We start from the raw sequence: 12,984 nt of genomic DNA, 5'->3' as shown, positions 1-12,984 counted from the left end.
TGTAGCAGGTAATTAATTTCCAATTACTTATTTTTAATACTATTATAGAAAGTCAATATCTCCGTCTGCTTAGGAAGTGTTGCGGCTATCATGGATAAATGTTGAAGCTTTTTTAGATCTCTTTATCCGCTTTAAGAAAATAAAGAAAATAAACATAATAAAACTCTTATTAGTTGCAAGCAGGAAATTGGACAAAAGAAACGAATAGTAAAATATTGCCATTAATTAGTTATAGCTAGGGGTGCCCACGGCTGAGAGGATTCACATCCAACCCTTGAACCTGATGTGGTTAGTACCACCGTAGGAAAGCTTTTTATCATAAATAAGCTTGATAACACCCTCACCTCTGCTATAGCTGAAAAATTTACTTATGGAGGAAGGGGAAAAACATGTATACCACGCAAATGGATGCTGCTAAAAAAGGTATCATTACTGACCAGATGCGTAGCGTTGCACAGGAGGAAAATATCGATATTGAGCTGCTTTGCCAGTTAGTGGCAAGTGGCAAGGTCGTTATTCCTGCCAACAAACACCACACCAACCTTAGCCCGAAAGGGGTTGGCGAAAAGCTACGCACCAAAATTAATGTCAACATCGGTGTATCTAAAGATTGTTGTGACATTGAACTGGAATTAGAAAAAGCTAAAAAAGCTATTGAGCTTAAAGCAGATGCCATTATGGACTTAAGCTGTTACGGCAAGACTCAGGAATTTCGCCGCAAACTTATTGAAATGTCTCCGATAATGATTGGCACCGTCCCCATGTATGATGCAGTCGGGATGCTTGATAAGGACTTGAAAGATATCACGGTGGATGAGTTCTTCACGGTTGTTGAACGTCATGCTGAAGATGGTGTAGATTTTATGACCATTCATTGTGGCATAAATCGCCAAACCGCTGAACGGGTCAAAAGGAACAAACGGCTTACCAACATTGTTTCTCGGGGCGGTTCGCTGCTATTTGCCTGGATGGAACTTAACAACCAGGAAAACCCTTTTTACGAGTATTATGACCGCCTGCTGGATATTTGCGAAAAATATGATGTTACCATTAGTTTAGGTGACGCCTGTCGTCCTGGATCGATTAATGATTCTACCGATGCTGCGCAAATTGAGGAACTTATTACGCTTGGCGAATTAACAAAACGAGCCTGGGAAAGAAATGTACAAATTATGATTGAAGGTCCTGGCCATATGGCGATTAATGAAATTGCAGCCAACATGCTGTTGCAGAAGCGATTATGTCATGGTGCTCCATTTTATGTGCTAGGCCCGTTAGTTACTGATATCGCTCCTGGTTATGACCATATCACCAGTGCGATTGGCGGTGCTATTGCTGCCGCTAATGGGGCAGACTTCCTTTGCTATGTAACTCCGGCCGAACATCTCCGCCTACCGAATTTGGATGATATGAAAGAGGGAATTATTGCCGCGCGTATTGCTGCTCACGCTGCTGATATTGCCAAAGGAATTCCAGGTGCCCGCGACTGGGATAATCAAATGAGCGCTGCCCGGGCTGATGTAGATTTTCCGCGGATGATCGAGTTGGCCATTGATCCGGAAAAGGCCAGAAGATACCGGGGAGAATCTATGCCAGAATGTGAGGATACCTGTACTATGTGTGGAAAGATGTGTCCGATGAAAAATATGAAGAAGATTCTTAACGGCGAAGACTTGAGTATTTTATAAATAAAATGTGTTTAGGGTAGTTAATAGTATGAGGGTGCGGCAATCTGCTAAGGGAACTTCTTAGTGGTTGCGGTACCCTTTTCCTATGGTAATTACTAAAAAAGGAATTTGGAGAAAATTGTAGAAAAAAGATAAATTAATACTCTTTGGTAAAGGTGATGGTTGAGAAAGATTCTGGGCTAGATGGCAAACACATAGCACTGTATACTGTTCTAATGTGATTTTGTAAAAGAGGCTAATACGCAGTTAACCTATGGAGGATGATTCATGGTATGTTGAAGCTGGGAATTGTACAACGGATAATTGCAGGGTACATTATCATGCTGGTAGGAGTAATTCTTCTAACAGGGTATTCCATATTTGGGTTGTTACATATTATCGAAAACGAAAATATTGTTGATAAATCAATGGACCGTGCTGTATTCCAATTAGAGGCAGTTTATAATTTTTCTAATGCGTCCGGCTCATATCGTGCTTATCTCATTTCGCGTGACGAAAAGCAAATAAACATATATAGAGATAGAATTGAAACCACCAAAGAGTTGTTAAGAAAATCTATTGAGTTGGAGTGAGAAACCAATAAAATAGCACTAGAGTCTGTTTTATCTATGATAGAGGAATATGATGCCGGCATTAACAAAGTATTAGAAGGAAAAATCAACCCGCTGGTTGCCCAAAGCACTCTGGCACCAATGGCTGCAGATATTCATAAGGAATTGCAAGATTTGTCGCAGGCAAATGTCAAAGCCTTAAAGACAGCCAGTGAGCAGTCTATAGCCCAGGCGATCAATGTGCGGTCTATGAACATTATAGTCAGTTTGCTGGTACTGGTGGTCAGTGGAATTTTTGTTGCTTTGGCGCTGCGGTTACGCCGGCCGTTTAAGGAAGTTATAGATGTGGCACGTGTGTATGCTGCCGGTGACTTTACTAAACCGGTAAACTATATCTCTAAGGATGAATTAGGTGAGATTGCCGGTGCATTTAACGCTATGGCCCAAAATATGCGGGAAGTTATTCGGAATGTAATGGGTAGTGCCGAGCAAGTAGCGTCAAGCAGTGAGGAATTGAGTGCCAGTGCTGAACAGACTGCCCGTGCTGCCGGTCAGGTGGCGCAAAGTATTACCTCAGTTGCTCAGGGCACCGAAGAGGAAATGCGCAGTATCGATAGAACAATGACGGTGGTAGATCAATTATCAGCCGGTGTTCAGCAGGCGGCAGCCAACGCCAATACGGTTGCTGCTATGTCGGAGAAAACAGCAAAAGCAGCCCAGGAAGGCGGCAAAGCAGTTGACCAGGCAATAAACAAGATGGCGGAAATTGAGAAAACCGTAAATCGATCAGCGGCTGTTGTTGCTGAATTAGGGGAACGTTCTAAAGAAATTGGTCAAATTGTCAGCACAATTTCTGGAATTGCCGGTCAAACCAATTTATTGGCGTTAAATGCTGCTATTGAAGCTGCTAGAGCGGGTGAACAAGGCCGTGGATTTGCGGTAGTAGCCGAAGAAGTGCGCAAGCTTGCTGAACAATCCCAAGAAGCAGCCAAACAAATTGCAGAATTAATCACTACTATCCAGGTAGATACAGATAAGGCTGTTGTTGCGATGAATGCTGGAACTCACGAGGTTAAAGAGGGAGCACTGGTTGTTGATTCGGCTGGTGTTGCATTTAAAGAAATTATTGCCCTGGTTGAGCAAGTTACTGGTCAAATCCGGGAAGTGTCTTCCACTGTTCAGCAAATAGCTGCAGGCACTCAGCAGATTGTAAGCTCTATTCACGAAATTGATAAAACTAGCCGTACTATTGCTTCTGAAACCCAAAGTGTATCGGCGGCTACCGAAGAACAATCGGCTGCCATGGAGGAAATCGCTTCTTCCAGCGAAGCTTTAGCCAAGTTAGCTCAGGATTTGCAGGCGGCTGTTAATCGGTTCAAGGTATAACAATATGGTCTATCATAAAAAACCTGCATTTAGGATATCCACTAAATGCAGGTTCGTCTTCTTCTTTAACAAGCAAAAATTGGGAGGATACAAATGCGTAAGCTGAAAACACGGTTACCTATACTATGTTTGGTTGTCATGGTGGTGTTGGGAACTTTCTCAGCGCTATTTTCCACCGCAGCTGCTGGCGTTGTGGCTGCACCTGAACATATTACACTAACTTGGGAGGGGGATCCTGAAACCACTCAGACTATTACCTGGCGCACCAGTGCTACGGTTGTCGGAGGACAGGTGCAGTATGCGGAAGCCATTCATAGCCAGTTATTTCCTCAGCAGGCGATCACGGTAGCGGCCAGAATAACAGGACTGAATACCAACACTGGTGATTTTGGGATCCATTCGGTGATGCTGACAGGTTTGAAACCAGGTACACGTTACATCTACCGGGTAGGCGGACCGGAAGGCTGGAGTGAGCCAGCTTATTTTTCTACAGCGCCATCCATGCCTCGTTCGTTTAAGTTTCTGGTTTTTGGTGATTCACAGAGTAGTAATTACAAAGTCTGGGGGACTACTGCACATAATGCTTATAGGGCCCATCCTGATGCTGTTTTTTTTATTAATGTCGGTGACCTTGTAGATGTGGGACAGGATTATAACCACTGGAATAAATGGTTTGCCGCCGCTAAAGGGCTGATTGATACAATTCCAGCCATGCCAATCATCGGCAATCATGAATGCTATACCCCGGAGCGTGTGTTTTCTATGCCGGTATTGTTTACTTCACAATTCAAATTACCGTCTAATGGACCAGAGGGATTAAAAGGGCAGGTATATTTTTTTGACTACGGTGATGTGCATTTTATTATGCTTGATAGCCAAGAGGGCGAGCAGCGACAATTTGTACCTGATATGCTTGCACAGCAGAAAGCATGGCTAGAGCAAGACCTGCAAGCCACGAAGAAAAAATGGAAAATTGCTTTCATCCATCGCCCATTATACAATAATAAACTAGGTGAAGGTGATATAGCGATTCGCAGGGTGTTTGGCCCGGTTTTTGATAGCTATCATGTTGATGTTGTATTTACTGCCCATGATCATGCCTATGCCAGAACTTTTCCGCTTTATAATGGTTTCAAGGCTGATACTCCGGCTCAGGGGACGGTATATGTGGCTACAGGACGAAGCGGCACGAAAGCATACAAGAATATCATTGCTAAAGAATGGCACGAGTTTTTTCACAATCCAGCCGATGAGCCAAATTATATTACGGTTGAAGTCAGTGAAAATTTGCTTAAAGTCAAGGCCTTTACGCAAAGTGGAACCTTGATTGATACCTGGGAGAAACAGAAGCTTTAGTTTCAGTAATAGACTTATGGGCATAAGAGGGTAGTGTGAGAAATTTACGGATAAACTAAAATACCTAAAACGGCAAAAGTCCGTTTTAGGTATTTTACATCCTATTTACTTATTCGTCGTCAAGCACTTTGTTTAATAAGTGGGTAGCTTGTTCGAGCGGAATGTTCTTTGCCAGAACAACCTCGCTAATCAGGATCTGCCGGGCTTTATCAAGCATATTCCTGTCAGCCATTCCTAATTTGCGTTTATTCCTAATGCGCAGAAGATCTCGGATAACTTCAATTTCGCTGTCAATGTCGCCACGCTTGATTTTAGACATATTTAGCCGCTGCCTTTGCGTATCATTCATTGGCGGAGCTATTTCACTATCGTCATGGATGGTACTTAGCAAGGCATCGAGTTTAGCGGAATCTACGATAGGTCGTATTCCTAGTTGTTCAGTTTTATTCAACGGGAGCATTACCTGCATGTTTCTAAGAGGTATATTTACAACATAGTAAAGTTGTGTTTGGCCAAAAATCTCTTTTTCTTCAATCTTTTCAATAATACCTCCACCATGCATCGGATAGAACACCTTATCACCAACTTGAAACATGAAGTCACCCCCTAATTACTATGCATAGAGTATAGCACAAACCAGGGAAAATATCAAATAATTTATTATAGCATTCGCATTTATAGCAGTCAATAGGTTAGCAGTGAAAAATATGGAACTTCTGGGGCTGCACATAAATTATTAAGCGTAGATACGTTGTACCTGAGCTGATATTGTTTCCGCACACGGAATAAAGTTCACTCATTGACAGGTTGCGGGTTGGGATGAAGTTTGGTGATAAAGTCAATAAAGGCTCGCGTTGCATTGGACAGATATCTTTTCGGATTCCAAACCAACATGATTTCACAATATAGTGGCTCAGCTAACGGGCGGAATTGAATAGTAGGATGTTTTTGGGCGATGGCATCAAAGAGCAGAGAAATACCGATTCCCTGCTCGATCAAACCGATAATCGTCCCGATTTGTACGGAAGAAAAAACAATGGTTGGAGCAAAGTGATGTTTAGCACATTCTGCCTGGATAAGATGGCGTATATACGTGTCTTCTTTCAGCATGATGAGTGGTTCATCTTTAAGCTGGCTAAAAGGAATGCTGGCAAGTTTAGTTAATGGGTGGCTGGGATTTAAGCATACAAGGATTTGACTTGTGGTGATCGGCAGAAATTCCAAACCAGATACTGCTGTTGATGTACTAATAATACCGACATCCAGTTTACCTTGCGCGATAAGTTTCTGGATTAATAACGAGCCGCCTTCGATAGCTTTTAGTTCAAGGAGCGGATAATGTTGTCGAAATTGGGCAAAAATATTAGGGAAAAGAAAGGAACCGATCATCGGCGGGATACCGATTTTGATAACTCCTTTTTGTAAAAGGCGAAGGTCATTCATTTCTGTTATTGATTCTTGAATGCGGGCGAGGATTTCATTTACCCGCTGGGAAAAGAGTAAGCCTTCGGCAGTGAGGACAATTTGCCGCTGACTGCGGTCAAACAACTGTACGCCAAGTTCTTCTTCCAATTTATGAATGGCGATGGATACTGAAGGTTGTGCAACATGTAGTTGTTCAGCTGCTTTGGATATACTTTTAAAGCGGCTGGCCATATGAAAGTACTCTAATTGCCGTAGATCCATACATTAGCTCCTTGTATAGTATAAAACTATATTAAAATAGTAAAGTTATATTTTAAATATATGCTTAATATGATTATAATATAAGTCAATGCTCAAAACGAAAGTAGCAATTTGCGGAGGGAAAAGCGTATGCAACAAAGTGACATGTCGGGCGCTGTAGCCCATTCTAAGCGGGGTTCAGTTTCGCAGATACGAAACAAAGGCGGTATATTGACCAATAAATATATGGCTACAATGGAAAGTGCCGAAGAACTATTACATAGCCCTAAACTGGCGAATAATCTATGTGATGATTTGAACTGTGGTAAATGGTCACGGTTGCTTAGATACATAAAACATGGGACGTATCTATTATAATAGTATCGTCATGATGACTTTGTTGCAAATATTCATTATTTATCGCTCTGAGTTCAATTAACTGCGTAAAACTATATGTGGGCCTGAACTATGGTGAGTGTACCAGTTCAGGTCCTTTTCATTTGGATCAATGTGTCGATGTGAAAAGAAGGTGAAGGCATGATGGATGAAGAACCATGTAGATACTAATATATTTTGTTGGGGAGGATTTATGGATCGCCGAACACGAGTTGCAGCCGCAATAAACAAAATGCCAGTTGACCGTACTCCCTGTGCAGAACTGGTTATAACTGACAAAATCATACAAGCCATGAGCGGTCAGGAAGTGGTAACATTTGACCACCGTCTGGAGTTTGTGCAGACGATGGGCTTAGATGCCGTATGTTTACATCCTTGTTTTGCCTTGGCGCCTAAGCAGATTCCCAGTAGTCAGGCTGCAGAATTTAAAGATCTTGAGCGATGGGTCAATACCGATTTGTATACATTTGCGGTACTTGACGGACCGATTGGCTGGGGGAGTAAATTATTTGCTTTTGAGGAATTAATGGTCAAGCTGGTTCGCAGCCATAGTGATGTATTAGAGTTGATAACGGTTGTTGAGCAAATGAACATATCCCTGATGCAACAGTTGGCCAGTAATGGCGTGAATGGGATTTTATTGGCTGATGATATTGCCTATAATCAAGGGGTTATTGTTCGCCCAGACGTTCTGCGTAAGCGATTGTTTCCCTCATTTGCCCGTCAGATTGAATATGCCAAGCAATTGGGGTTATCGATATTTTTTCATTCTGACGGCAACTTACTGTCAGTGCTTGATGATATTGTGAAAGTAGGATTTGACGGTTTACAATGCATTGATCCATTAGCTGGTATGGATATTGGGGCAATCAGAGAACAATACGGGCAAACTTTGTGCCTTTGGGGCAACCTAGATCCGGCCGAATTGCTTGAGGTTAGGAAGGTTGATGAATTGGAGCGCAGTGTACAACGTATTGTTCAGGCTGGCGGGCGTAATGGCGGCTTAATTTTCGGTACGAGCAGCGGCCTGTTCGAAAATATGTGCATAGAGAGTATTAAGACAGTATATAAAGTAGCGCAAAGTATTGTGCTTGAGCAGAAGGTATAATATACTAAGGTCTTGCATGCTGCGTGGGATTTGCTGTGTCATAAGCGAGCAGTATATATGCATGGAGCGGCTTTCTGGTTGAACTTGAGTATAAGGAAAGGTCGGAGTCCCTTGGATACATGGGCTTCCGACCTTATTTGTTTCTGGTTATTTATATACCTTGGCTTTGATGAGTTCGCGCCCGGCAATATGCATATTTATTCCTACCTTTTCCGGTAATAAGCCGAGGGCTAGTCCTACCAATTGTGCCAGGTGGAGGACGGGTATTTCTTGCTGGCAATTTACAGCAGCCTGTCCCTCCGGTTGGTTCATGTCCAATGACATTTGACACAGCGGGCAAGGGGTTACAATGCAGTCTGCTCCGGCCTGTACGGCGCATTGGTTGGTTTCGCCAGTAATGCGGATCATATCTGTTTCCGCTGTATATGTGGCATGGAAACCGCAACAGGCTAGTTTGGCCGAAAACTCTACAGGATGGGCGCCTAACGCTTGGATAAGCTTCTCGAGCGACTGTGGATTGGCGTGATCTTCGAATTGCATTAAGGCAGGCGGGCGAAGAATATGACAGCCGTAGAATGCGGCTACTTTGAGATTGCGTAAGGGTTTTTTGACAAACCTTTGGAGCTTGTCTAAACCGTAATCATTTATGAGTACCCACAGTAAATGGGTGATTTCGCTGTTTCCCTGATAGGTAACGCTACCGCTAGCAGACAAAATATCATTCACTTGCGCCTGTAAGCCTCCATCCAGCTTTGCTTTGGCGCTACGCAGCATAAGGGTGCAAGTATTGCATACGGTGAGTAGCGGCAGGTTCATTTGTTCGGCAAGGGCAATATTACGGGCGTTGATAGCTGTGGCTGCTAAGTCATCAATATCCTGGACATGAGAAGCGCCGCAACAGGACCAACCTGGGATTTCTACAAGTTCAATGCCCAATGCTTTGGCCACCGCGGTTGTGGCTAGATAATTTTCTTTTGCCGCTCCTTCAAGCACACAGCCGGGAAAAAATGCGTATTTCATTATTTTTCACTCTCCCTTACTGCCTTGAGGATGGCTGTAATTTGTTCATGTCCTTTCACCTTTTTGGGAACATGCAGTGGATTGAGCTTACCGCGGCGAAGCAGGCGGAGCGCAAACGGGAATTTGGCCAGTGAGCCCAATACACCAATGGTTTTAACCGCTAATTTAGTCTCATTCAAGCGGCCGGTAGTTTTAATGTCTTCGAGGAAAGCTAGTGCATGACGGGCACCGGGATTATCGATATATCCCATTTTGATTGATAGCTGACGCAGGTGCGCAATATCCGTTGCAGGCATGAGTCCTTTGGGGCATTTGGTGGCACATTCGACGCAGTGCATGCATTTCCAGAGGCCTTTATCAATGATGGTTTCAATACGTTCTTTGGCTGACTTATCACGGGTATCGGCAATAAACTTCCATACCTTAGAATATGTGAAAGGCTCCAGAAAATCTTGGTCATTAGCACTAAGCTTAGCACATTCGGAAGCACAGGCACCACACAAGATACAGTTAATTTGCGTGTTGATTTTTTTAAAATCAGCTATTGTCTGGCGGCAGCCTTCTTTGGCGCTGAATTCGTCTTTGGGTACTAACCAGGTTTTAGAGTTGGCTAGTCGCTCAGCTTTGGGTTCCCAGTTTACAACAAGGTCACGGATAACTTCAAAGTTGTTCAGCGGTTCAATGGTAAGAACATCACCAAAACGGTTCAAAAGGCTATCGAGTGGCGTTTCACAGGCCAGAAAAGTTTGTCCGTTGACGCGGAGTGCGCAGGCACCGCATACAGCCGACCGGCAGGCGGCGGTGAAAGACAAGGTGGGATCAAAGGTTTCCTTGATATGAATTAGCCCCCAGAGAATGGTTTTGCCTGACTGATGGGGAAACGTGTATTCCTGCACGAAGCTCTTGGTTCCGTCATATCGTTTTATTCTATAGGTTATCTGGCGCATCAATATTTCCTTTCTGCCGGCGGATATTTGGTAATAACCACAGGCCGGTAAGATATACTGTACGTCGGGCCTTCCTTCGTGACAATGGTGTGTTTGAGAAAGTTCACGTCATCACGGTTGGGAAAATCGGCCCGGAAGTGGCTGCCGCGGCTTTCTTTGCGGTTCAAGGCACCAAGAACTACGGCCTTAGCCACTGTCAGCATGTTGCCTAGTTCGATGTAGTTGACAAAGGTGGTATTGTACAGTTTATTCGTATCAGGTACCATGACGGTTTGGTATTCCTCAAGCAGACTGTCAACCACGGTGAGGGCTGTTTGCATATCGGCAGCCGTACGGAATACGCCGACACGGTTCCACATGGTTTCAGCGAGGCGGTCCCGGATGCTGGTTATGGTAGCTCCGGTGCTTCTAGTAGTAACGGCTGCAAACTTATCATTCCAGGCTTTGGCTGCTTGTTCGACAAGGGCGGTATTTCCTATTTCTCGCTGTTGGGCTAAGTTCGCAGCGCCTTGTCCAGCAAATTTACCAAAGGCAATAATATCGGCAAGTGAGTTACCTCCAAGGCGGTTGGCGCCATGGACAGAAACGCAGGCAGCTTCACCGGCGGCAAATACTCCTTCTACCGCGGTAGCACAGGTTCGATAGTTAATTACATCAATGCCGCCCATACTATAGTGACAGCTAGGACGGATGGGGATTGGTTCATGAATGGGGTCAACCTGTTCAAAGGTGATGGCCAGGTCCCGAATTTGGGGCAGGCGTTCCAGAATTTTTTCCCGACCCAGATGTCTGAGGTCTAACTGGACATAGGCTTGTAAGCCTTCGCCAAAGCCACGGCCTTCTTTAATCTCTGTCTCAATGGCTTGAGAAACAAGGTCACGGGTGGCTAATTCCATTTTTTCAGGTGCATAGCGGGCCATAAATCGTTCGCCTTGGTTATTGAGAAGATACCCCCCTTCACCCCGGGAGGCTTCTGACATGAGAATACCTGTACCGGCAAGTCCGGTGGGATGAAATTGAACGAATTCTGGGTCTTTTATCGGAATACCTGCGTTGAAGCAAGCAGCAATACCGTCACCAGTGGACGTAAAAGGATTGGTAGTTCTGAGCCAGTATATGCGTCCGGCCCCACCTGTAGCCACCACAATGGCTTTCGTAGCAATAGGGACAATGCGGCCGCCTTTCAGATCATAAGCGACAACGCCGTACAGCTTGCCCTGGTCGGTAACAATCTGCAGGAGGTACCACTCGGTTAGGATTGTTACGTCATGTTTCAGGCACTGCTCATACAGGGTATGTAAAATAACATGACCAGTTACGTCGGCGGAAAAGCAGGTACGGGGTGATGAGGCACCACCAAAGTTACGTTGGGCAATCCTGCCTTGTGAATCACGGGAAAAAGGTACACCAAAATAGTCCAGCTCCCGGATAGCATCAGGCATATTGGCGATAAAATACTCAATGGCATCCTGGTCTCCTAAATAGTCACTGCCCTTTACTGTATCAAAAATATGTTTTTCTATGGAATCATTGGGGTCAGCATTCTGGAGTGAACCATTGATACCGCCTTGGGCACAGCCAGTGGCGGAACGAGTGGGAAACATTTTGGTCATCAGGCCGACAGCCAGACCTGGTTGGAGGCTGGCTTCCAGGGCGGCACGCATACCAGCGCCGCCGCTGCCGATGACAAGTACGTCGAAAGTAAGCATTATTCACCTCAATGAATTATATTGAATATGTACAATAAATAGTAAGCTAGCTGGCCTGCACAATACAAATGGCAGCCAGAACTTGCAGTATTTTCAATTGTTCAACATGGAACTTTTCTACTCCTGCAATATCGTGGCAAGAATCTACATTTTAAGACATGTTGTATGGGTGAACATCGTAATAAGTGGGCAAGTTGCTTGATGTGTTATGGGCGAGCAGCTAGAAATGTATACACTTCATGTTGTGTCTTATTCTGTCCGATTGCATATATTGTTATAAGATGCGAAAGGAGGGTAATAATGACACATATAGAACCATGGGATCGCCCTAATTACTGCACTGCTGGGATCGGGCCGAAGTCGATTGTGGTGCAGCAAGTGTTGGGAGAACGAAATGTGCAAAAAGCAATGGACGTTCATGTAGTGGTACCGCGCCACAAACCTGCAATTGCACAGATTGTGGATGTGTTTGTCAAAAAATTATGTATTACCAGCCTCGATATTATACCTAACAAAGTGGTTGTTAGAGGCGAATTTGAGGTAAAAGCCTTGTATGTGGCCTGCCAACCCCGTCAGCCAGTGCATGCGGTCGAAGTGTGGCCTATCCGTTTTACTGCGCATGCGGATATTAAAGGAGCACGGCGGGGCATGGATGCCGATGCTAGTGTAATGGTTGAGTTTGTAGATTATGATTGTGCAGAATATACCCGTGCTCACTGGTTCAAAAAACAAGGGCACCATTATAATGATTGTGACGATTATGGTCATCATTACCCTGCTTGTAACGATGACTATCATGATTGTCATGACCACTGCGATTGTGATCATCATAGCCATCATAAGCTAAAAACTCTCAAAAAGCACAAGTTTCCGCATACATGCAAACCACACCATTGCGGCCACGATCACCCTTGTAAGCCACACAAACCACCGCTTTCCTGCACCCGTCGATTTGATGTGTCGGTAGTACTGGGGATTACTGTTAAGGTTTTGACTGACCGGGAAGTTATGCTGCAACCACTAGGTTATCCTCTGGGTGGACTGCCCCCTAAGCCTAAGGGATAATGTATTTTGAAATCATAAAGCTGGTTGATAAGTGACAGGAGGGGCTGTCGCGTTAAGACAGCCCCCAAATAGAAAAAACTGCAACCAGTTACT

At 44.4% G+C, this 12,984-nt stretch carries 12 protein-coding genes and 1 riboswitch; of the genes, 7 read left to right on the top strand and 5 right to left on the bottom strand.

The window, feature by feature from the left end; translation table 11 throughout:
- The first annotated feature begins 227 nt into the window (after positions 1-227).
- Positions 228-324: riboswitch (TPP riboswitch) on the top strand.
- Between the two features lie 65 nt (positions 325-389).
- From thiC to AC29Z1_RS05695, 4 genes are all read left to right on the top strand, one after another.
- A complete protein-coding gene (thiC, locus tag AC29Z1_RS05710; protein ID WP_488270492.1) occupies positions 390-1,688 on the top strand; it encodes a phosphomethylpyrimidine synthase ThiC in 1,299 nt (432 codons plus the stop codon).
- 272 nt (positions 1,689-1,960) lie between these two features.
- The gene (locus AC29Z1_RS05705) at positions 1,961-2,260 is read left to right on the top strand and encodes a CHASE3 domain-containing protein (RefSeq protein ID WP_488270491.1); all 300 of its coding nucleotides are present in this window, start codon (positions 1,961-1,963) and stop codon (positions 2,258-2,260) included.
- Positions 2,261-2,296: 36 nt separating this feature from the next.
- The gene (locus AC29Z1_RS05700; RefSeq protein WP_488270490.1) at positions 2,297-3,625 is read left to right on the top strand and encodes a methyl-accepting chemotaxis protein; all 1,329 of its coding nucleotides are present in this window, start codon (positions 2,297-2,299) and stop codon (positions 3,623-3,625) included.
- A gap of 93 nt (positions 3,626-3,718) precedes the next feature.
- A complete protein-coding gene (locus AC29Z1_RS05695) occupies positions 3,719-4,981 on the top strand; it encodes a purple acid phosphatase family protein (RefSeq protein ID WP_488270489.1) in 1,263 nt (420 codons plus the stop codon).
- 109 nt (positions 4,982-5,090) lie between these two features.
- Here the strand turns inward: AC29Z1_RS05695 and AC29Z1_RS05690 are convergent, their stop codons facing one another.
- On the bottom strand, positions 5,091-5,576 hold the full coding sequence (locus AC29Z1_RS05690; RefSeq protein WP_488270488.1) for a CarD family transcriptional regulator: 486 nt from the start codon (positions 5,574-5,576) through the stop codon (positions 5,091-5,093).
- A gap of 197 nt (positions 5,577-5,773) precedes the next feature.
- Positions 5,774-6,667: a LysR family transcriptional regulator gene (locus AC29Z1_RS05685; RefSeq protein WP_488270487.1), complete on the bottom strand. Its 894-nt coding sequence runs from the start codon at positions 6,665-6,667 to the stop codon at positions 5,774-5,776.
- 129 nt (positions 6,668-6,796) lie between these two features.
- Here AC29Z1_RS05685 and AC29Z1_RS05680 point away from each other — a divergent pair, with 129 nt between their 5' ends.
- Together AC29Z1_RS05680 and AC29Z1_RS05675 are read left to right on the top strand one after the other, a co-directional pair.
- A complete protein-coding gene (locus tag AC29Z1_RS05680) occupies positions 6,797-7,024 on the top strand; it encodes a hypothetical protein (RefSeq protein ID WP_488270486.1) in 228 nt (75 codons plus the stop codon).
- A gap of 211 nt (positions 7,025-7,235) precedes the next feature.
- Positions 7,236-8,150, top strand: a complete 915-nt coding sequence (locus AC29Z1_RS05675) for a uroporphyrinogen decarboxylase family protein (protein ID WP_488270485.1) — start codon at positions 7,236-7,238, stop codon at positions 8,148-8,150.
- 147 nt (positions 8,151-8,297) lie between these two features.
- On the opposite strand, the gene AC29Z1_RS05670 is transcribed toward AC29Z1_RS05675, so the two are convergent.
- The 3 genes from AC29Z1_RS05670 to AC29Z1_RS05660 are packed head-to-tail and all read right to left on the bottom strand — an operon-like array spanning position 8,298 to position 11,826.
- The gene (locus AC29Z1_RS05670) at positions 8,298-9,170 is read right to left on the bottom strand and encodes a CoB--CoM heterodisulfide reductase iron-sulfur subunit B family protein (protein ID WP_488270484.1); all 873 of its coding nucleotides are present in this window, start codon (positions 9,168-9,170) and stop codon (positions 8,298-8,300) included.
- Complete coding sequence (locus AC29Z1_RS05665) at positions 9,170-10,117, bottom strand: succinate dehydrogenase/fumarate reductase iron-sulfur subunit (protein WP_488270493.1); 948 nt, start codon at positions 10,115-10,117, stop codon at positions 9,170-9,172. Before AC29Z1_RS05665 ends, AC29Z1_RS05670 begins: the two co-directional genes overlap by 1 nt.
- Positions 10,117-11,826 carry an FAD-binding protein gene (locus AC29Z1_RS05660; protein ID WP_488270483.1) on the bottom strand — a complete coding sequence of 570 codons (1,710 nt, stop codon included), beginning with the start codon at positions 11,824-11,826 and terminating at the stop codon, positions 10,117-10,119. The genes AC29Z1_RS05665 and AC29Z1_RS05660 overlap by 1 nt, the downstream gene beginning before the upstream one ends.
- A 300-nt stretch (positions 11,827-12,126) precedes the next feature.
- Between AC29Z1_RS05660 and AC29Z1_RS05655 the strand changes: the two genes are divergently transcribed.
- Entirely contained in the window at positions 12,127-12,891 is a 765-nt protein-coding gene (locus tag AC29Z1_RS05655) for a DUF3794 domain-containing protein (protein ID WP_488270482.1), read from the top strand.
- Positions 12,892-12,984 lie beyond the last annotated feature (93 nt).

Source organism: Sporomusa sp., assembly GCF_057736855.1.
Note: the sequence above shows the minus strand (reverse complement) of the source record. Positions and strands in the feature narration are given on the sequence as shown.

Excerpts from the sequence above, each read along its gene's own strand:
- thiC (WP_488270492.1), top strand. The coding sequence starts at position 390 with ATGTATACCACGCAAATGGATGCTGCTAAAAAAGGTATCATTACTGAC.
- AC29Z1_RS05705 (WP_488270491.1), top strand. The coding sequence starts at position 1,961 with ATGTTGAAGCTGGGAATTGTACAACGGATAATTGCAGGGTACATTATC.
- AC29Z1_RS05700 (WP_488270490.1), top strand. The coding sequence starts at position 2,297 with ATGATAGAGGAATATGATGCCGGCATTAACAAAGTATTAGAAGGAAAA.
- AC29Z1_RS05695 (WP_488270489.1), top strand. The coding sequence starts at position 3,719 with ATGCGTAAGCTGAAAACACGGTTACCTATACTATGTTTGGTTGTCATG.
- AC29Z1_RS05690 (WP_488270488.1), bottom strand. The coding sequence starts at position 5,576 with ATGTTTCAAGTTGGTGATAAGGTGTTCTATCCGATGCATGGTGGAGGT.
- AC29Z1_RS05685 (WP_488270487.1), bottom strand. The coding sequence starts at position 6,667 with ATGGATCTACGGCAATTAGAGTACTTTCATATGGCCAGCCGCTTTAAA.
- AC29Z1_RS05680 (WP_488270486.1), top strand. The coding sequence starts at position 6,797 with ATGCAACAAAGTGACATGTCGGGCGCTGTAGCCCATTCTAAGCGGGGT.
- AC29Z1_RS05675 (WP_488270485.1), top strand. The coding sequence starts at position 7,236 with ATGGATCGCCGAACACGAGTTGCAGCCGCAATAAACAAAATGCCAGTT.
- AC29Z1_RS05670 (WP_488270484.1), bottom strand. The coding sequence starts at position 9,170 with ATGAAATACGCATTTTTTCCCGGCTGTGTGCTTGAAGGAGCGGCAAAA.
- AC29Z1_RS05665 (WP_488270493.1), bottom strand. The coding sequence starts at position 10,117 with ATGCGCCAGATAACCTATAGAATAAAACGATATGACGGAACCAAGAGC.
- AC29Z1_RS05660 (WP_488270483.1), bottom strand. The coding sequence starts at position 11,826 with ATGCTTACTTTCGACGTACTTGTCATCGGCAGCGGCGGCGCTGGTATG.
- AC29Z1_RS05655 (WP_488270482.1), top strand. The coding sequence starts at position 12,127 with ATGACACATATAGAACCATGGGATCGCCCTAATTACTGCACTGCTGGG.